A 19,474-nucleotide genomic window follows, 5' to 3' on the forward strand; every position below is an offset into this window, starting at 1 on the left:
GGGCCGGGCTCTACTGGTGTTCCTCCTCGTGCGGCATCGGTGTGCCGTACAGATAGTGCGAGAGCGCGGAGTCGCGCTTGGGATGGGCGTGGTACTTCGTCGGTATGACCCGTCCCTCGGCGCTGTCCCACGCGGCGTCGGCCAACCGCCACATCCGGTGCGCCAGCCGGCCCGCCGACCCGGTGTGCGGGGAGTACGGGTGCGCCCTCGTCGGGGCGATCTCCTCGGCTTCCAGCAGGTTCTCGGTCAGCCGGTTCACGTCTGCGCCGTCGAGCTGCTCGGAGATCCGGCGGCCGTACGTCGTCTCCATCGTCTCGTGCTCGTCGAGCAGCCGGTCGATCTGCCGCCACAGGTCGTCGTGCTGCAGATCCACGAATCGGCTGTCGCCGTACTGCCGTCCTTTCAGGAAGCGCAGCGAGCGTTCGAGTTCCTTCGCGTTGCCGACGTACCGGGTGATCAGCTCGTCCCCGTCGGAGAGCCGGCGTACGTGCGGGAGGAGCACGTCCTCGGCCGCGGCCAGATGCTGCGCCGCGATCGCGTAGAACCAGTCGGTCTGGTGCCGGTGCTCGGGGTGCGCGGCGTCCGGGTGGTGAGCCGGCTCGGCCAGCTCCCGGATCCGTGCGTGTTCGTAGGTCAGGGCCAATTCGAGCGTCGAAGCGGTCATGACAACCACCTCCAGAGGGTCTCCCTCCAGCGTGTGCCCATCCCACCCGAACCGCAACCGCCTCACCCCGCTCCGTAACCCGGCCGTACTCCGGCCGTGCTCCGCCCGTACTCAGGAACGCGAACGCCCGCCGCGGACAGGTCGCGGCGGGCGTGGGCGGTGCGCAGGACGGCTCAGGCGTCGGAGCTCTTCTTCCAGAGGTTGATACCGGCCTCGACGGCGTCGGCGTCGATGGCCTCGAGCTCTTCGGGGCTGAACTTCAGGTTGCGGACCGCGGCCAGGTTGTCCTCGAGCTGGGCGACGCTGGAGGCGCCGATCAGCGCGCTCGTCACCCGGTCGTCGCGCAGCGTCCAGGCGAGCGCGAGCTGGGCGACGGACTGGCCGCGCTGCTGCGCGATCTCGCTCAGCGCGCGGACGTGCTTGAGGGTGTCCTCGGTGAGCGAGTCCGGGTTGAGGGACTTGCCCTGCGCCGCGCGGGAGTCGGACGGGATGCCGCCCAGGTACCGGTCGGTGAGCACGCCCTGCGCCAGCGGCGAGAACGCGATCACGCCGACGCCGAGGTCGCCGACCGCGTCCAGCAGGTCCTCCTCGATCCAGCGGTTCAGCATCGAGTACGACGGCTGGTGGATGAGCAGCGGCGTCCCGAGCTCGGCCAGGATCCGCGCGGCCTCCCGGGTCCGGTCGGCGGAGTACGACGAGATGCCGGCGTACAGCGCCTTGCCCGAGCGGACCGCCGCGTCGAGCGCGCCCATCGTCTCCTCGAGCGGGGTGTCCGGGTCGAACCGGTGCGAGTAGAAGATGTCGACGTAGTCCAGGCCCATCCGGCTCAGCGACTGGTCGAGCGAGGCGAGCAGGTACTTCCGCGAGCCGCCGCCCTGACCGTACGGCCCCGGCCACATGTCGTAGCCGGCCTTGGTCGAGATGATCAGCTCGTCGCGGTACGGCCGGAAGTCGCGCGCGAAGTGCGTCCCGAAGTTCGTCTCGGCCGAGCCGTACGGCGGGCCGTAGTTGTTCGCCAGGTCGAAGTGCGTGACGCCGAGGTCGAACGCCCGGCGCAGGATGTCGCGCTGCGTCGCGAACGGCTTGTCGTCGCCGAAGTTATGCCACAGGCCGAGCGAGATGGCCGGCAGCTGCAGCCCGCTCCGTCCGGTCCGCCGGTAGCTCATCTGGTCGTCGTACCGGCTCTCGGCCGCCACATAATCAGTCACGGAACCCCAGTCTGCCCCATGTCACGACAAGTGCGAAACCCCTTGTTTTCAAGCAGAAACGGCAGCAATCAAACCTAGAACCCCGTCTTCTGGACCACGAGCCCCGGTGTCCCCGGTCCGGGGCACCGGAGCTCGCGGCGGCGCCGGTCAGCGGGCGGCGGTGGCCAGCTCGGGGGTACGGCGCAGCATCTGCAGGGCCCGCATCCGCATCGGTCCGATGCTTCCGATGGGCAGGTTCAGCGTCTCGGCGATCTCCAGGTACGACGGGCAGCTGTCCGACATCAGCAGCCGGATCAGTCGCTGGTAGCGCCCTGGGAGCCGGGCCAGGGCCCGCTCGGTGGAAGGCTCGTACTCACCGTCGGCCGGGTAGACGTCGACCACGGCCGCCCGCTGGCCGTCACCGTGCTCGGTGGTCGGATCGGCGTACAGCAGGTACCGCTTGCGGCTGATCGCCACCCGCAGCCCCTCCCGCCGTGCCGTCGCGGCCAGCCACGCGGGAAGGCACTGCGGATCACGGATCTGGCCGCCGTGCTGCCACAACCGCAGCCACGTCTGCTGAGCGACGTCGAAGGCGTCGCTGTGACTCAGGCCGACACGGCGCGCAGTGTGCAGCAGCAGCGAGCCGTAGCGGCGCTCCAACTCCTTCCAGGCCGACCAGTCCGAGGCGAGTGCGCGGTTCAGGACGTCCTCGATCGTGCTCGAGTGGATGGAATCGGTGTGGTGACGCGTTCCGTTGGCCGGCCGTGCAGTGCTGCGTAGCGAGATCGTCGACACGCTTCACTTCCTTTCGCTGATCCGCGCAGGTGGCGACGGAGCGCGCGTGGGCAGGGGAAGATCGGGCCGGTGCGCGAACGCACCGGCCCGAAAGCCGATGGCATCAGCGGCTTCGGTGAAGCCGTGCTGCGGCAAAACTCCGGACGGCCCTCTGCCTCACCATGCCCCCGTGGTCGTCGTCAGTGCTGCCTTCGGCGCCTATTCGATCACCGGGGCCGTCACGCAGGCGTAGTCAATTCGTCACGGAATCGTGCTTGTCGCGTCACCGTTTGCATATGTGTCGCTCGGCGACTGCTCGGTAACGCTCCGATCGCGCAAAGTCGGGCCCAACCAGCGCAGCAACGGTGCCGCCATCATCGTGGTGACCAGGGCCATCAACACCATCACCGTGAAGGCGCTGTGGTTGATGATGCCGACGCCGAGCCCGGCCGACAGTACGACGATCTCCGTGATCCCCCGAGCGTTCATCAGGACGCCCAGGCCGGCCGCGGACCGTACCGGCAGCCCGCCGGCCCGCGCGACCGGTACGGCGCCGCCCAGCTTGCCGATGACCGCGACGGCCAGCAGGACAGCGCCGGCGGCCAGCACCTGCGGCTGCGAGATCGCCGCGTTGACGTCGGTCTGCAGGCCGATCGAGGCGAAGAAGACCGGGACCAGCAGCGCGCGGTTGAGTCCGCCGATCTGCTCGGCCACGGCCGCCACCGGCGGGCTGTCCTTCGGGAGGACGAGGCCGGCGAGGAAACCGCCGAAGATCGCGTGCACGCCGATGTGGTCGGTCGCCGCGGCCAGGCCGAGGATCAGGCCGAGGACGAGCAGCACCAGGATGGGCGTGGGCAGGGACCCGGCGAACCGCTGGGCAAGTCGCTGCAGCAGCGGCCGGAGCACCAGGAGGACCGCCGCGCCGAGCAGCACCGTCAGGCCGAGCGCGAGTAGTGCTTCACCGGGCCCGGCCGACCGGATCATCGCCATGGTGATGGCGAGCGCGCACCACGCGAGCACATCGGCCGCTGCCGCGCACAGCATGGCCAGCGAGCCGAGACGGGTGCCCTGCAGTCCGCAGTCCTGCACGATCCGGGCCAGGACCGGGAACGCGGTGATGCTGAGCGCCGTACCGATGAAGACGACGAACGGCAGCCGGTGGACGCCGGGACCGGCCAGCGTCGAGTAGAGCGGTAGCGCCGCGAGGAGTCCGAGGGCGAACGGGACCGCCATGATCGCGAGACTGGCGGCGGCGATCGCACCGCGGTCGCGGCCGATCCGGTCCCGGCCGAAATCGCTCCCGACGGTGAACATGAAGACGGCCAGCCCGGCCTGCGCCAGCAGACCCAGGTTCGGCCGGACCTCGGCCGGCAGGATGGCGTCGAACAACCAGGGCGCCAGCGAGCCGATCACCGAGGGGCCGAGCACCAGACCGGCGACGATCTCACCGACGACCGCGGGCTGACCGATCCGCCGGGCCAGCCGGCCGCAGAGGGTCGCCAGCGCGCAGATGACCGCGACCGCCAGCAGCAGCCGCCACATCTGTTGCGCGGCGCTCGGTCCGGCGGCGCCCGGTACGGACGCCGCCGTGGACGTGTGGTCCGGGCGCAGCCAGCCGGCGGCGTAGCCGACGCCGACCAGGGCGGCCGCGCCGGCCACCAGAAGGGCACCGACCGCCGTGGCGCGGCCGGGCATGGGAAACAATGAACCGCCCCGCCGCTGCATCGGGCTTGCTACCCGGTCAGGCCGGGACGGCGCCGTCGGCGGACACCGGAACCGCGGTGAGCCGCTCGGCCGCCGGCCGGTGCACGCCGTTGGTCCGCCGTCCGGCGCGGTGCGCGAGGATGTCCTGCGCGATGTCGCCGGCCCGGTTGCCGAGCACGCTGAGCAGCGAATCGGCGATGCCGTGCGTCGCCTCGTTCACGCCCTGCAGGTAGCAGGCGGCGTCCGACGGCTCGTCGAGCTGCAGGCGGTACTGCCGGTTCACCTCGATCCGGTCGAGCCCGATGGCGTCGCTGAGCCCACGGACCAGCCGCGGCATCTCCCGGACGAACCCGGTGCCGAGGAGCACCAGGTCGCGGCGCAGCTCGCTGACGGTACCGGTCTTGCGGTCGCTCAGCTCCAGCACGACCTCGTCCCCGTCGGTGCGGGCGCCGACGATATCGGTCATCGGCACCAGCCGGCGCCGGTCGACACCGGCCAGCCGGTCCAGGTACATGCTCGTGTACAACTCCTGCAGAAGATCGCTCTCGACGCCGGAGTAGTTCGTCAGGTGCATCTCCCGCAGGATCTGGTCCCTGCCCTCCGGCCGGGCCTCGAAGAACTTGTCGATGTACGACGGGTAGTAGAGCTCGTTGGTGAACTTGTTCGTGTCGTAGGCGCGCAACCCGATCGACCGCATCACCCAGCTGACGTCGCTGTTCGGCAGGTCGATCTGCGTCGCCCGGAACATCTCGGCCGCGCTCTGCGCCGCGCCGACCACCGCGACCCGGTGCGGCTCGGACTTGTCGAGTGCCGCGATCCGGCTGCGGTACTGCGTGCTGTGGATGACGCGCTCCGCCGGCAGCTTGGCGAACTCGGCCGGGACGTACGGGTCGCGTCCGGCGCCGATCACCAGATAGCGGCTGGAGATCGTGCTGCCGTCGCCGAGCCGGGTGAGCCATCCGGTCAAGGCGCCGGCCGGGTTGCGCTGCGGTTCGATCGAGACGCAGTCGCAGCCGAGCTGGAGCCGGACCTTCCGCAACGACTCCGACACCCACCTCAGGTACCCGGAGACCTCGACCCGGTACGGCGTGAAGCTGCCCATGTTGATGAAGTCGTCGAGCCGGCCGACGCTGCGCAGGTAGTTCAGGAAGGTGAACCTGCTGCGCGGGTTCCGAAGCGTCACCAGGTCCTTGGCGAAGGCCACCTGGCTCTTCGTCCAGGGCAGCAGCAGACCGCGCTGCCATTCGACCGTCTGACCGCGTTCGATGAACAGCGAGTTCTCGGCCAGGCCGTCGACACCGAGTTCTTCCAGTGCGACGGCGAGGGCGAGGTTGGCCGGCCCGGCGCCGACGGCGAGCAGTTCGACCTCGTGGTTGGTCATGAGGGCTCCAAATAGGGTCGTGGCTTACCAGGGCCGGCCCGAGTAGTCGGACTCGTTCAGTGCGTCGTACTTCAGTTCGACGAGCTCTGCCGCGGCGGTCAGCCGGTCGGCACAGGTCGCGGGATCGTTCGCGGTGCAGATGACGTACGCGTGCCGCCCGATGTGCGCCCGCGGTGGCAGCCGGACCGTCGCGCCCTCGGCCACCATCGGATGCGCCTCCACCAGGCCGGGCACGGCTCCCGGCTCCGGGACGGTGATCTTCACGACGCGGGCGTCCTCGGGCGGGTAGCAGAACCGGATCCCGACACACGTGCGGTGATCGGCTTCCAGGTACGGGCGGTTGCCGCGCGCCACGTCGACCAGGATCGCGCCGGGGTCGATACCGGTCGCGAGCTTGCCGAGGTACGGGATCAGGTCGCCGCCGAGGCGTCCGTTCACCTCGATCACGACCGGCCCGCGGGAGCTGAACCGGATCTCGGTGTGCGTGATGCCGTACGGCGTGCCGATCGCCTCGTGTGCGGTCTGCAGCAGCTTGCGCAGCTCGGGATCGGTCAGCAACGGGTCCGCGCCGTCGACGATGTGGCCGATCTCCTCGAAGTACGGCGGTGCGCCGAGTTGCTTGTGGGCAACGAAGAACGGCTGGTACTCACCTGCCACGACCGCTCCGTCGACGCTGATCTCCGGACCGTCGACGAGCTCTTCGATCAGCGCCCCGCCGTGGTACTCGGCCGGACCGCTGCGGCTGGAACTGTCCGCTCTTTCGAACGCTTCGATGATTCCGGACGCGTCGTCCACCACCGCGACGCCGATGCTCGCGGCCATCCCGCGCGGCTTGACCACGACCGGGTAGCCGATCGTCGCGGCGGCGGTCGCGGCTTCGTCGGCCGTTGTGGCGACCGCGAACTTCGGCTGCGGCAGCCCGGCGTCGGTGAGCGCCTGCCGGGTCCGCGCCTTGTCACGACAACCCTGCGCGCCCTCCGCGGTCAGGCCCGGCAGTTTGAGCCGGTCCGCGATCAACGCGGTCGCGACCACCGACGGCTCGTCGTAGGTGAAGACGCCGCGAACCCCATGAATACGAGCGATCGAGTCGGCGACCGCAAGCAAACGATCGATGTCGAGCGCGAGTCCCGCGCCCTCGAGCGGAGGGACGACGGAGCTGCCGGCGATGTACGGCTGTTGCCAGCCGGCCGGTTCGTCGTCGATCAGCCACAGCGGCCCGCGGGCGGCCGCGCCGCGCATCAGGTACTCGCGGTACGGCTGGAAGCCACTGCTCAACTGCAGCACGACACCTTCGGTGTTGTCGGTCACGCCGTCCTCCCGGGAGCTGTTACTGACGAACGAGAGCGGCTGACCCGTGGTTGGTGATACACCAAGTGCCGTCGTCGGCAGGGGATATCCGTCGTCCTGACGGCTTGCACTCGAGTAGTTGACGGCTCAGACTTCACGGAAGGTAGCTCGGCAGCCACGCAAAGAGGAGGCGTCTATGCCTGCACCTGGGAGCCTGCCCGCCCAAGGTTCTCGCTGGGGGAGAGCATTGTCGATCGGTGGCGGTCGTGAGGAATACGCATCCAGTGGGGGAGATCGATAGATGCACGCGCAGCCCGTACCGACGGATCGTCCGGATCCGGCGAACCCACCTGATGAAGCCCACCCGTCCGTGCGGCTTCGCATGCTCGACGGCTTCTGGGTCGTCGATGGTCAACAGACCTTGTCCATTCCGCTCAGCGCGCGCCGGGTCGTCGCGTTCGTCGCACTCCGCGGACGGTCCAGCCGTGCCGAAGTGGCCGGAACGCTCTGGCCGGAAGTGTCGGACTCCAAGGCGCAGGCCTGTCTGCGGACCGCCTTGTGGCGGCTACGTCAGCTGAGCGTGCAGCCGTTGGTCACCGGCGACGAGACGCTCCGCGTCGACGAGTCCGTGGACGTCGACGTGAACACGCTGATCACCGCCATTCGCCGGGTGATCAACGACGGCGAATGCGGAGCCGACCAAGGCCTGCTGCCGACACTCGCGGCGATGGGAGAGCTGCTGCCCGGCTGGTACGACGACTGGGTCCTGCTCGGGCGGGAACGCCTGCGCCAGCTCCAGTTGCACGCGCTCGAGCTGACGGCCCAGCAGCTGACCTGCTCAGGGCGGTACGCCGAGGCGATCGAGGCAGCCATGGCCGCGGTCCGCCTGGAGCCGTTGCGGGAGAGCGCGACCCGGGTGCTGATCGAGGTCCATCTGGCCGAGGACAACGTGGTCGAGGCGATCCGCCGGCTCGAGTTCTTCGAGCGGAGCCTGGCGGCCGAGCTCGGCGTCGAGCCCTCGGCGGACCTGGTGAACCTGGTGCGCAGCCGGCAGGTCCGGGCCCGTCCGCGGACCAACGTGGCCGACCTGCCGAGGCTGGACCAGAGCCGGTTCCTCGCGTCCCGAAGGACCTTGGCCTAGAGCAATCGCTTGGATCTGTGGAGCCCTGGCGGAACGTCAGCGACCGGCCGGGCTCCACAGATCCTCGGCGCCGAGTTCCTTCACGTGGTACTTGCCGAGCGAGCTGACGAGGAACTGCAGCTCGAGCGCCAGGCACTCGACGAGGTTGACGAGGCCCTGCTCCGGGTCGGTGTCCACCGCGATGAGCGCGGCCCGGCCCAGGCCGGCCGCGGTCGCACCGAGGGCCAGGCACTTGGCGACCCGGGCACCCTCCCACATGCGCCCGGAGACCAGCAGGCACGAGGGATCCGCGTCGTTTCGGTCCTGACCGATCCGCCGCAGGCACTCGCCGAGCGGAAGCCCGACATGGCGAAGGAACGCGCGCGGCGCCCAGCCGGTGCCGGCCTCCGCGCCGTCGACGGAGACCGCGTCCGCGCCGGCTGCCCACGCGACCCGCGCCGCCGCCGCCACGTCGCGGGCAGGCGGTAGCTTCACCCAGATCCGGGCCCGCGGGTAGTTGTTCCGCATCAAGCGGATCTGCTGCCGCAGGATCTCCTCGGTGAAGGTTCCCGGGCTGCTGCTGCGCAGGACCTGCTCGCCACCGAACACGGGGTCGATGAGGTACGCGCTCGTCAGGCGCGCAGCGGCGTTCGCGTCGACGAGCGTCATCCCGCCCAGTCCCGGTTTGGCGCCCTGACCGACCTTGAGTTCGAACGCGAGCCGCCCGGATTCCAGCAGCGGAAGGACATTCGGGTCGCTGTACACCAGGTTCCAGACCTCGGCATCGGCGTCCTCGGTGCTCTGCTGGACGACCACACCGCCGTAGGAGTCGAGCGCCTCCTTCTGGTACGCGCGGATCCGGCCGAGCAGTGAACGCTCCGCGTCGGCCTCGAGGCGGCCGTAGCTGTTGACCGGCATCACGTTCTCGCCGATGACCATCGGGATGCCGAGCCGGCCGGCCTGCCGCGCGGCGGCCACGCCGAGGGCTACGCTCGCTGCTTCGGTCGACCCGAACGCCGACACGTACACCGGAACCGCCGAGCGGAATCCGCCGACGGTCGTCTCGAGCCGCACGTCGCGGTACACCGGCTCGCGGGCCAACTCGATGAGTTGGGCGAGCCGCTGCGGAACGAAGACCGGCGGGACCAGCCGCAGCCGGTCGATGGGGTCGTCGGGCAACTGCGGTTCGGCGGCACCGCTGCCGGCGCCGAACAGCGCCTGCCCGTAGTCGTCGGCGGGTGGGAACGCGTCGGCGGCGCCGGCCTTGGCGCGTTCGCGGATCGCTGCTTCGGGGAACCCATCGGCGTACAGGATGCCCTCCTTCGATCGGTCTCTGACCGGAAGAGGCGGCGGCGGTCCGCCGAAAATACGCCGTATCACCGCACCGCGCGCGGAGCCTCTCACGGATATACGGCGTAGCAGCGCCAAGGGGGGAACATCATGAAGTACACGCGTGCCATCGTGGTGCTCGTGAGCGCGACGCTCGGCGTCGGCTCGGCACCGCCCTTGACCACAACAGCAGCCGTCGCGGCCGATCCGTGCGGCCTGCCGCGAGGCGTCCTGAAACTCGCCGACCTGGCCTCCAGGTCCGCGATCGAGTGCGGTGCCGTCGGACGGCTCGTCGACGCCGGCAACGGGGTGCCGCTCCCGGTCCAGCAGCCGGGCCGCAGCGTCACCCTCGACATGCTGTATCCGGACGGAGCCCGGACCTTCACCCTCGCCACCGACGCCCGCGGCGTGGTGACGACCGACTCGCACCACCAGGCGAGCAAGTTCCCGGACCTGCCAGGGCCGGGGGCTTGCGAGCGGGACACGTACAGCCTGCGTTCCTACAAGTGGTACAAACCCTGGCTGTTCCGTACCACCAGAGGAACGGCGCTCGCGAACCAGAGCCAGGCCGCCTTCGACGCAGCCGCCCGCAGGGCAACCGCCACCATGACGCAAGGCCGCAACACCTGCGGTCTGCGCGGCGGGATCCACGCGGCCGGCGCATTCGTGGGCCACACCAACGAGCGTGGCAATTTCGTGTATGCCGAAGGTGAGACCACGTGCGGCGACTCCGACGGCCGCAACGTGATCGACGCGGGGGATCTGCCCGGCGGCTTCCTCGAAGCGACACTGGCCTGGACGTGCACCTGGGCCGAGACCCGGCACGGCGTCACGATGGCCGTCTCGGCGGACATCAGGATGAACGACACCGACTACAAGTGGACCTACGATCCGGTCAACGACCCCGCCTGCCGGCCGGCGCTGCCGCCCGATCAGGATCGCTGGCGGTACGACGTGGAGTCGGTGCTGACCCACGAGATCGGCCACGTCTACGGACTGGTCAACCTCAGCGCGGCCGAGGACGTCAATCTGACGATGTACCCAGGCGTCCGACGCTGCACCGGCCACATGCGCACCCTCGGCCGCGGCGACGTCCTAGGGCTGCGGGCGCTCTACGGGTCTCGCTGAACGCGTCAGTCGCAGATAGAGCAACGCGCCGATGGTGACGACCAACGGCCAAATGAGGTAGACCCCGGCCATCAGGAGCAGCACCACAACAGCTCCTTGCGCCACGAGCGCGGCGAACCGTGCTCCGCTGCGTCGCGGCAGCAACTTCACCGCTGCCGCGACGCCCACGGCGTACACGGTCACGAAGAGCCCGGTGGTGAGCAGGACAAGGGATTGCGGCTCCAGCCGTGCCGCCACCACGATCGCGGCCGTCGTCATCGACATCGCGCTCAGGACGGCGAGGCTGCGTCGGGGAACCTCACCTGCTGAGCTGCCGCGGTCCAGCCAGGCGGGCAGCGCGCCGTCGCGGGCCAGGGCGGCGCCGAGCTTGGCGGCGCCCGCGTAGTACGCGTTCATCGCGCCGAAGGTGAGCAGCAGCGCGGCGATCGCGGCCAGTACCCGGGCGTTGCCGCCGAGGCCGATGGCCAGGAGATCGCCCAGCGGCGCCGCGGTGTCGCCGGCCCGCGGGCCCAGGACGGTGATCGTGGCGAAGGCGACGCTGAGGTAGATCACGCCGACGACGATCACCGCGAAGGCGGTGGCACGCGGGACGTCGCGGGCCGGCCGCCGGAACTCCGCGGTCAGGTAGGTGACTGTTTCCCAGCCGACGAAACTCCAGACCAGCAAAGCGGCGGCCGGTCCGATCGCCTGCCAGCCATGCGGTGCGAACGGCTCCAGGTTGGACAGATCGGCGTGCGGCAGCGACAGCGCGACCGCGAGACCCAGGAAGACCGTCAGCAATCCGGCCAGGGCGATCTGGACGCGTCCCGTCACCTGGATGCCGAAGGCGTTCGCACCCGGCACGATCACCAACAGCGCCACCATGGTGGCGACGACGGTGCTCCGTCCGCCGCCCAGCGCCCCTTCGACATAGCCGCCCGCCCACAGCGCGGCGGCCGGCCCGCCGACCGGAACGGACAGGTAGAAGCACCAGCCGACGATCGCCGCGGCCCGGTCGCCGAAGGCCAGCCGCGCGTACGTCGCGATCCCGCCCGCATCCGGGTAGCGAGCGCCGAGCGCGGCGAAGGTGGCGGCCAGCGGCGCGGACACGACCGCGAGTCCCAGCCAGGCCAGCAGCGAGGCCGGGCCCGCCACGTCGGCAGCGAGCGCCGGCAGCGCGATGACGCCGGTCGCCAGCACGGCGCCGACGTACAACGCCGTACCTTGTCCGAGACTGAGCCGGCCGCCCGGCGCCGACGAGGTTTCTGTCATGGGCGACATCTTCGCGGCAACCGGGCGGTCACGGCGAGGCGATCCCCGGCACCTTCGGGAACGCGCTCGCCTGCCAGACCGAATCCAGCCCCGCGACGTACCGGGTGAACCGCTCGAGGCCGAGTCCGAAACCCGCGCTCGGCGGGACGCCGTCCTTGAGCATCTGCAGGTACCACGCGTACTTCGCCGGGTTCTCCGCGGTCTCCCGCATCCGCGCGATGATCGTCGCGTAGTCCTGCTCGCGTTCGCTGCCGCTGCACAGCTCGCCGTACCCCTCCGCCGCGATCAGGTCGAAGTTCCGCAGCATCCCGGGCAGGTCCTGGTTCTCCCGGTCGTAGAAGCCGCGCGACCCCTTCGGGTAGTCGGTGACGAAGAACGGCCTGCTCGCCTTCGCCGACAGCTTCGCCTCGCCTTCCCAGTCGAGCTCGGCGTCCGGACTCTGGTCGTGCCCCATGGCCTGCAGGTCCGCGACCGCGTCGGCGTGCGTCCGGCGCCGGAACGGCTCGGTGAGCAGTTCGGTGAACTCGGAGGTGTCCCGGCCGAGCGCCTCGAACTCACCGGGCAGGTGCTCCACCGCCTGCTGCACGATGTGGCGGACGAGTTCCTCCGCGACCGTCATCGCGTCGTCCCGGGACGCGTTCGCCATCTCGATGTCGATCTGGTGGAACTCGGCCAGATGCCTGCTCGTCGACGCGGTCTCGAGCGGTTCCAGCCGGATGTTGGGCGCGATGAAGAAGATCTTGTCGAACGAGGTCAGCACGGCCTGCTTGTAGAGGATCGCGCTCGTCATCAGCTTGTAGCGGTGCCCGTAGTAGTCCACGTCGACCTGCTTGGCGCCGCGGGCGCCGGGGTCGGTGACCGGACCGATGACGGGCGGCAGCAACTCGATGAAGCCCTGGGCGCCGAGGTACTGCCGGGCCGCGGTCAGCATCCGGTGCTGGATCTTCAGCACCGACCGGGTGACCGGCGAGGTGAGGTGCTCACGCGGACTGGCGGGCAGCCGGGCTTCGGTCTCCGGGATCCGGGTCTCGGTCATCTCCTGTGCTCCCTGCTGAGGCGCCCGGTAGGGGCGGTGCGGTCGGTGTCGGAAGGTGCGTGGCCGCGGGTGCGGCGCGATACTCGTGCTCCAGGCTGGCGCTGTCGTAGGTGCGTTCGACGTACGACAACGAGGCCAGCAGCCCCGCCGCCGTCAGGTCTGCCGGGTCGGTCGGGCCGACCGCACCGCGGATCGGCATCGACCCGACGGAGGACCACTGCAACCGGCCCGCGCTGTCGAGGTAGCTGCGGGCCCGGCCGGCGTTGTCCGGGTGCAGGCAGTACGGCACGTCCAGGTAGCCGCGGCGGAAGGCGGTGGCCAGCGCGGTCCCGATGTCCGGGCTGAGGTCCAGCACAGCCCCGATCAAGGTGCTCGCCTCGGCGTGGATGCCGGTGTCGTCGGTCTCGCCGGCGATCGTGAGGCAGTGCTCGGCGGCCAGCGCCGCGGTCTCCAGGGCGGCGATGTTCTCCGCGAAGGTGGGAATTCGGTAGCCTTCGGCAACTGTTTTCACGATCAGCCGGCCCGCGCCCGTCCGGACTGCCAGCCGTGCGGCCTCCTCGAGCAGCCGCGAGGCGCCGTCCGGCGTCCTGGGATACACGCCCATGTAGGTGTAGACGACGATGTGCCACTCGATGTCCGGCAGCCACTGGGCGGCCAGCCGGCGCAGGGCCAGCAGCGCCTCGACGTCCTGGTCCGGGTTGGTCTGCTGGGCGTAGCTCAGTGAGACGCTGCGGATCCCGTGCTGTCGGAAGAACAAGCACTCGAGCACGCTCAACGCCACCAGCAGGCTGGGCGGGCAGAGCTGGCCCATCATGCAGCCGCCGAAGCTCTCGACGTGCGGTTCGGCTCCGGTGGACCTGACCTCGGCCAGCAGATCGCAGCTGCGGGCCCAGTTCGGGATCGACTCCGACAACGGCATCCGGCTGTACGGCAGGCAGTACGAGACCGGGCCGCCCTCGGTCGCGTGCAGCCCGGCGCGGATCAGCGCGGCCACGATCGGCTCGGGGCAGGGCGAACCGTGCCGGACCTGGACCGGGAAGTCGGGTTCTACGACACCGTCCAGGACCCTGCGGGTGGTGGCCGGATCGTGCGCGACGATCGGATAGCCGTTGAGCTCGATGCCGCTCGCCAGCGCCGCCTGCGCGTTCACGTTGTCACCCATCCGGGTGTAGCTGTCCAGCGTGATCGTCCCGACGGTGGTGGCCGCCGCGCTCTTGGTGGCCAGCAGGCCGGCCCGCATCGCGACCGGATCGCTCACCCCCATCCGCGGCTGCACCACCAGCCGGCCGGACCGATGCGCGCGGGCGACGAAGTCACCGAACGAGCCGGTGCCCGGGCCGCTCACGAAGCCCGGCCGGTGGTCAGTCGACCGACGTACGACCGGAAGGCGGTCAGTCCGGTGCCGTCCTCGAAGACCGCCCCGTATCCGGCGGCCTTCAGCTGGGCCCGGCTGCGCTCGCTCCCGGGCCCGGAGATCCCCAGCTTCCCGCCGATCACCATCGGGGTGCCGGCCAGCTCCGGGTGGTTGCGGACCTGACCGATCAGCCGCAGCCCGTCGTGAAAGCCGTGCCCGTTCACCGTGCTCACGACGATCAGGTCGGGCCGCAGCCGCAGGCATTCCGAGACCATCAGGTCGTCCGGGACGCAGGCGCCGAGGTTGCGGACCTGATGGCCGAGCTCCTCGAGCAGCAACTGCAGGACGACAAGATTCCAGGTGTGCGAGTCCGACGACACGCTGGTCAGTACGACGGACAAGCCGTCGACACTGATCTCCTTCCCCGCGGCGTGATCCATGACGAACAGAGCGGCGATCCGCGCCGGTCTGATACATCCCGGCGATCAGCCCGGGTCGATCTCTTCCAGTTCGGACACACCGGTCGCGGCCTGCGGACCGTACCGCTCCCAGCGTTCGTGCAACCGGATCCGGCCGTCGGGCAGCACCTCGGGCGTGCTCTCGCACCGTCCGACGACGAGTTCGCCGTCGGACAGCACCATGGTGTAGCTGAACTCCAGCGTGTCGTCCGGGCGGCACAGGCCGGTGAGCGCACCACGCCGTACCCGGCCGCCGCTGAAGTCCGCCCAGAGCAGGTCGCCGTGCTGGCGGTACGACGCGACCGTCGCCTCGCCGTCCCCGGCCTCGTGGCCGGCCGGGGAGAACTGTCTGCCGTTGTAGTCGATCATCAGCCACCCGCCGGATCGTGGAGCTCCAGGGTGCAGCACTTCACGCCGCCGCCGGCCCGCAGCAGTTCCGAGACGTCCATGCCGATCGGTTCGAAGCCGGCCTCGCGCAGCTTCGCGACCAGGTTGGTCGCACCGGCGGGCATCACCACGTGACGGCCGTCGGACACGGCGTTCAGGCCGAACACACCGGCGTCGTCGGCGTCAGCGATGATTGCGGACGGGAAGAGCTCCCGCAGGATCGCCTGACTGCCCGCGGTGAAGGCGCCGGGGTAGTACATGACCGTTTCCGCGTCCAGCACCGCCAGCGCGGTGTCCAGGTGGTAGTACCGGTCGTCCACGAGGGTCAGGCCGATCACCGGGCGATCGAAGTACTGCTCGCTCTCCAGATGCGCCCGGCGGTCGGTACGGAAACCACTACCGGCCAGCAGCCAGCGGCCGGCGGTCAGGTAGTCACCCTCGCCCTCGTTCGCCGTCGCGGCCTGCTGGACCTGCAGACCACGGCTGCGGAACCATTCCAGGTACGACGCCGACTCCGCGTCGCGCTCGGCGTGCCGGAAGCGGGCCACCAGCGCTCGGTCGCCCCAGACGGTGGCGCCGTTCGCGGCGAACACCATGTCCGGCAGCCCCGGCGCCGGGGGGATCAGGTCGACGGTGTGGCCGAGGTCGACGAGCTGGTCGTGGATCCGCTGCCACTGCGCCATCGCGATCGGCTGATCGGTGGGCTTGGCCGGATTCATCCAGGGGTTGATCGAGTAGGTGACGTCGAAGTAGGTCGGCGGGCACATCAGGTACCGGCGGTGGGTGCTTCGCCGGATCGCGGCGTTGCTCGGCAGGTCGGCGGTGGCGGTCGCGGTGCCGGCGTCGGAAATGAGGTTCATGCCGACAAGAGCGCGCGGGTGCCGCGATCAGATACCTCCGAACATGAGTGTATTTCCGGCCGCCGGTGGCTGCCTCTGACCGAGCAGGAGCGCTCTGATTCCGCGTCGACCCCCGGAGGTCCCGATCATGCAGACCGGCTTGAGCCGAGCTGAACTCACAGCACAGTACCTGGACGAGATCAAGCGACGCGGGATCTCCGCCGCCGAACTCGTCAGCACCCAGCCCGAGTCCGTCGGGCTGCAGTCGTTCTACGGCGGACGCTACCTGCCTCGGCCGGTCTTCCTCGGGGCCGAGGAGTGCGAACAGCTGGCGAACGACATCCTGACCATGCACGCCGCGCTGATCAGCCTGCCCGACAAGCTGTACGGCGGCGACCTGGCCGCGTTCGGCCGCGCCGTCGGGCTGACCGACGTACAGGTCTCCGCGGTCCTGCGCAGCCGCGGGACGACCGTGACGAAGCAGAGCCGCGCCGACCTGTACATGGACGAGTCCGGCTTCAAGCTGCTCGAGTTCAACATGGGCAGCGCGCTCGGCGGCATCGACCAGTCCGACATGGCCCGGGCTCTGCTGGACCAGCCGGTGCTCGCGGAGTTCGCGCAGACGCACCGGCTCGGCTATGTCGACACCATGCGCGAGCAGGTGAACAACATGTTCGTCGAGTGCGGCTTCGAGTACGGGTCGCGGCCGGTGCTGGCGACCATCGACTGGCCGAGCAGCTACGAGACCCTCGAGCCGTACATGCACCACTTCGCGACGCGGCTGCACGAGATGGGCGTCGACGCTCACGTCGGGCACATCGGCCAACTGGAGGTCCGCGACGGCGGCGTCTGGCTGGGCGACCTGAAGATCGACATCATCCAGCGGCTGTTCATGCTGCAGGACCTGCTGGAGGACCCGGACGCGCACGCGCTGATGGATCCGATCCTGGACGCCGCCGCCCGCGGCGAGGTGAAGATCTTCACGCCGATGGACTCGGAGATGTTCGCCAGCAAGGCGGCGCTCGCGATGCTGTCCGACGAGGAGAACCGCAAGTACTTCGACCAGGAGACCCTGGTCAGCCTGGACCGGATCCTGCCGTGGACGCGGATGGTGCGCTCCGGCCCGGTGACGCTGGAGGACGGCTCGCAGGTCGAACTGCTCGACTACGTGCTGAGCCACCAGGAGGACCTGGTGCTCAAGCCGACCTCACGCCACAGCGGCGAAGGAGTGCTGCTCGGCTGGCGCGACGACACGAGCGCCGAGCTGTGGGAGGAGCGGGTCCGGGAGGCCCTGGACGAACCGTGGATCGTGCAGCGCCGGATCCGCCCGGTGCCGGAGCTGTTCCCGATGCCCGACGGCGACCCGGTGCCGTGGATCGTCAACTGGGGCGTCTTCACCGTCGTCAACGGGTACGGCGGCGTCTTCACCCGGGCCGCGACCGTCGAGTCCGATCTCGAGGTCATCCGGCTGTTCGCCGGCGCATCCGCGGGCTGCTGCCTGCACGTCCTGCCCGAGGACTCCGACGTCGAGCCCGGCACGGCACTCCCGGTCCGCCGAGGCTGACCTACATCGAACCGGCGCGGTGCCTGCTGGGCGCCGCGCCGGTTCGTCGTGCTCCGATGGAAGCGGCTGGGTGCGTGGTCGCCTCGGCGTGCAGGTGCGGTTTGCATTGCCGCCTCCGTGCGGCGGGCCGGGAGCAAGGCCGCAACATCCAGTTCGTCGCAGTGGCCGACGACAACTTCCCCGCGGCGTCGCCATCTCGAACGGATTGAAGGCGCCGGGGCGGTAGCCGCAGCGGTCAGACGGTAGCGCGCCCGCCGGCCCGCAATCCTCCTCCCGTGGCAAGTCGGTGCGGAGCATGGCTGGGTTGATGAGTGGACGAAGCGGGTGCCCTCGTACGGCGAGTGGTGTTTGCTGGTGTGGGCCCACGAACAGCCCACAAAATAAGGGGATTCCCGCTCGGAAACTGTCGGTGGCGCCGTCTAGAGTCGGCGGTATGGAACTTCTGGGCGAGCGGCCGGTGTGGTCGATGAGCGGCAGCGAACTGCTGTCCACTCTCGACACGCTGGAGGCCGAGCTGGCCCGCCGGGAGGCGTACCGGCTGAGCGTGATCGCCGCGATCGAGTCCACCGGGTACGCCGAAGAGCTCGGCGCCCGCGACACCGCCGAACTCCTACGCTTCCGGTACCGCCTGGACGCCCCGGCCGCCCGCCGCACCCTCCGGCTGGCCCAGACCGCCCCGCACTACCCGGCCGTGGCGGCCGCCCTGGACCGCACGGCATCCTCCGCACCAACCGACGCCCCCGACGACAGCGGATCGGGCGACGACGGATCTGACGGCGGGTGGTTGGTGCGGCCGGCGCAGGCGGCCGCGATCGTGTTCGGGCTGGACCGGGTCCGCTCCCGGGTGCCGGTGGAGCATCTGGACGCGGCCGCGGAGCAGCTGGTCGGGCTGGCCGGTCACCTGTCGCCCGGCGAGCTGCGCACGGCCGCGAAGGAGATCGCCGACCTGCTGGACTCCGACGGCCCCGAACCCGACGAGCACAAGGCGTATGAACGGGAGTCGTTGACGCTGTCGGCCGCGGACAACGGCGTGAAGTTCAAGGGCTTCCTGGCCAACGAGAACGCCGAACTGCTGCGCGCGGTCGTGCATGCCGGGGCTCGCCCGCACAAGACCGTCGACGGCGAACACGACCCGCGCCCACGCGACAAGCGCCAGGCCGACGCCCTGTCCACCGCCCTGGGCATCGCCGCCGCCGCGTGGGACACCACCAGCCCCACCCCGCCCACCGCGCCCACCGGACCTACCGGACCCGCAGCGGCAGCCACGGCCGCCGCGGGCAGCGCCGGCAATGCCGGCAGTGCGGGCAGTGCGGGCAGTGCGGGGAGTGCGGGGAGTACCGGGAATACCGGGAGCGGGGGCACGGGTGGTCGGGTGGCCGGGTTCGGCGCGAAGGCGACGATCACGGTCACGATCGACTTCGACGACCTCAAAGCCGCCACCGCGGACGCCGTCGGGCGCACCGTCTACAGCGGCGGGCTGTCCGCGGCCACGATCCGTCGGCTGGCCTGCGACGCGAACATCATCCCGCTGGTACTGGGCTCGAACTCCGAACCGCTGGACGTCGGGCGGCGCGTGCGGCTGGTCACCAAGGCGATGCGCCGCGCCTTGGAGGTCCGTGACCGTGGCTGCGTGGTCTGCGGAGCCCCGCCGGTCATGTGCGACGCCCATCACCTGATCTCCTGGATCGACGGCGGCGACACCAAGGTCTCGAACCTGGCCCTGCTCTGCCGCCGGCACCACACCGACCTCCACAAGGGTCACTGGCACATCACCATCACCAACGGCGAAGTCCACGTCGCCCGCCCCACCTGGGCCGAACCCGCACCCACCCCCGCCACAGCCCGACGCACCGCGCCTCCGCGCGCCCGGCCACCAGGCAGCGGGACAGGCTCACGCGAGTCCGAGCCCGCCGAGCCCGCCGAGCCCGCCGAGCCCACCGAGCCCACCGAGCCCACCGAGCCGACCGCGCCCGGCGAGTTCACCGAGCCCACGGAGCTCACGGAGCTCACG

At 70.3% G+C, this 19,474-nt stretch carries 17 protein-coding genes; 4 read left to right on the forward strand and 13 right to left on the reverse strand.

Annotated elements, in window-relative coordinates:
* Nucleotides 1-10: 10 nt before the first annotated feature.
* The 6 genes from ABZX12_RS21580 to ABZX12_RS21605 all read right to left on the reverse strand — a co-directional run bounded on the left by ABZX12_RS21580 (nt 11) and on the right by ABZX12_RS21605 (nt 7,018).
* Nucleotides 11-664, reverse strand: a complete 654-nt coding sequence (locus tag ABZX12_RS21580; protein WP_355695603.1) for a hypothetical protein — start codon at nt 662-664, stop codon at nt 11-13.
* Between the two features lie 173 nt (nt 665-837).
* Nucleotides 838-1,872 carry an L-glyceraldehyde 3-phosphate reductase gene (mgrA, locus tag ABZX12_RS21585; protein ID WP_355695605.1) on the reverse strand — a complete coding sequence of 345 codons (1,035 nt, stop codon included), beginning with the start codon at nt 1,870-1,872 and terminating at the stop codon, nt 838-840.
* Between the two features lie 147 nt (nt 1,873-2,019).
* Nucleotides 2,020-2,646 (reverse strand): sigma-70 family RNA polymerase sigma factor, encoded by a 627-nt coding sequence (locus ABZX12_RS21590; protein WP_355695607.1) that lies wholly within the window; start codon nt 2,644-2,646, stop codon nt 2,020-2,022.
* A 240-nt stretch (nt 2,647-2,886) separates the two neighbouring features.
* Nucleotides 2,887-4,320: a cation:proton antiporter gene (locus tag ABZX12_RS21595; protein ID WP_355695609.1), complete on the reverse strand. Its 1,434-nt coding sequence runs from the start codon at nt 4,318-4,320 to the stop codon at nt 2,887-2,889.
* Nucleotides 4,321-4,366: 46 nt separating this feature from the next.
* Nucleotides 4,367-5,710 (reverse strand): SidA/IucD/PvdA family monooxygenase, encoded by a 1,344-nt coding sequence (locus ABZX12_RS21600; RefSeq protein ID WP_355695611.1) that lies wholly within the window; start codon nt 5,708-5,710, stop codon nt 4,367-4,369.
* A gap of 24 nt (nt 5,711-5,734) precedes the next feature.
* The gene (locus tag ABZX12_RS21605; RefSeq protein WP_355695612.1) at nt 5,735-7,018 is read right to left on the reverse strand and encodes an ATP-grasp domain-containing protein; all 1,284 of its coding nucleotides are present in this window, start codon (nt 7,016-7,018) and stop codon (nt 5,735-5,737) included.
* Between the two features lie 349 nt (nt 7,019-7,367).
* On the opposite strand from ABZX12_RS21605, the gene ABZX12_RS21610 reads away from it, so the two are divergent.
* The gene (locus tag ABZX12_RS21610) at nt 7,368-8,138 is read left to right on the forward strand and encodes a BTAD domain-containing putative transcriptional regulator (protein WP_355695614.1); all 771 of its coding nucleotides are present in this window, start codon (nt 7,368-7,370) and stop codon (nt 8,136-8,138) included.
* Between the two features lie 36 nt (nt 8,139-8,174).
* Here the strand turns inward: ABZX12_RS21610 and ABZX12_RS21615 are convergent, their stop codons facing one another.
* Entirely contained in the window at nt 8,175-9,497 is a 1,323-nt protein-coding gene (locus tag ABZX12_RS21615) for a glutamate synthase-related protein (RefSeq protein WP_355695616.1), read from the reverse strand.
* 60 nt (nt 9,498-9,557) lie between these two features.
* On the opposite strand from ABZX12_RS21615, the gene ABZX12_RS21620 reads away from it, so the two are divergent.
* Nucleotides 9,558-10,574, forward strand: coding sequence for a matrixin family metalloprotease (locus ABZX12_RS21620; protein WP_355695618.1), 1,017 nt, complete (start codon nt 9,558-9,560; stop codon nt 10,572-10,574).
* Here ABZX12_RS21620 and ABZX12_RS21625 read toward each other — a convergent pair.
* Genes ABZX12_RS21625 through ddaH form a run of 6 tightly spaced genes read right to left on the reverse strand, consistent with a single transcriptional unit; the run spans nt 10,542 to nt 15,920 of the window.
* Nucleotides 10,542-11,825, reverse strand: a complete 1,284-nt coding sequence (locus tag ABZX12_RS21625) for an amino acid permease (RefSeq protein WP_355695619.1) — start codon at nt 11,823-11,825, stop codon at nt 10,542-10,544. The genes ABZX12_RS21620 and ABZX12_RS21625 overlap by 33 nt on opposite strands.
* Before the next feature lie 28 nt (nt 11,826-11,853).
* Nucleotides 11,854-12,861 (reverse strand): asparagine synthetase A, encoded by a 1,008-nt coding sequence (locus ABZX12_RS21630; RefSeq protein ID WP_355695621.1) that lies wholly within the window; start codon nt 12,859-12,861, stop codon nt 11,854-11,856.
* Nucleotides 12,806-14,206 (reverse strand): methylaspartate mutase, encoded by a 1,401-nt coding sequence (locus ABZX12_RS21635; protein WP_355695623.1) that lies wholly within the window; start codon nt 14,204-14,206, stop codon nt 12,806-12,808. The genes ABZX12_RS21630 and ABZX12_RS21635 overlap by 56 nt, the downstream gene beginning before the upstream one ends.
* Entirely contained in the window at nt 14,203-14,655 is a 453-nt protein-coding gene (locus tag ABZX12_RS21640; protein ID WP_355695625.1) for a cobalamin-dependent protein, read from the reverse strand. Before ABZX12_RS21640 ends, ABZX12_RS21635 begins: the two co-directional genes overlap by 4 nt.
* A 45-nt stretch (nt 14,656-14,700) precedes the next feature.
* On the reverse strand, nt 14,701-15,042 hold the full coding sequence (locus tag ABZX12_RS21645) for a hypothetical protein (RefSeq protein WP_355695627.1): 342 nt from the start codon (nt 15,040-15,042) through the stop codon (nt 14,701-14,703).
* Complete coding sequence (ddaH, locus tag ABZX12_RS21650) at nt 15,042-15,920, reverse strand: dimethylargininase (RefSeq protein WP_355695629.1); 879 nt, start codon at nt 15,918-15,920, stop codon at nt 15,042-15,044. The genes ABZX12_RS21645 and ddaH overlap by 1 nt, the downstream gene beginning before the upstream one ends.
* A gap of 127 nt (nt 15,921-16,047) precedes the next feature.
* Here ddaH and ABZX12_RS21655 point away from each other — a divergent pair, with 127 nt between their 5' ends.
* Both ABZX12_RS21655 and ABZX12_RS21660 read left to right on the forward strand, forming a co-directional pair.
* On the forward strand, nt 16,048-17,463 hold the full coding sequence (locus tag ABZX12_RS21655; RefSeq protein WP_355695631.1) for a hypothetical protein: 1,416 nt from the start codon (nt 16,048-16,050) through the stop codon (nt 17,461-17,463).
* A 433-nt stretch (nt 17,464-17,896) separates the two neighbouring features.
* On the forward strand, nt 17,897-19,474 hold a 1,578-nt coding region (locus ABZX12_RS21660), incomplete at its 3' end, for a DUF222 domain-containing protein (RefSeq protein ID WP_355695633.1).

It is taken from the genome of Kribbella sp. NPDC003505, assembly GCF_040610875.1.
Classification (GTDB): domain Bacteria; phylum Actinomycetota; class Actinomycetes; order Propionibacteriales; family Kribbellaceae; genus Kribbella.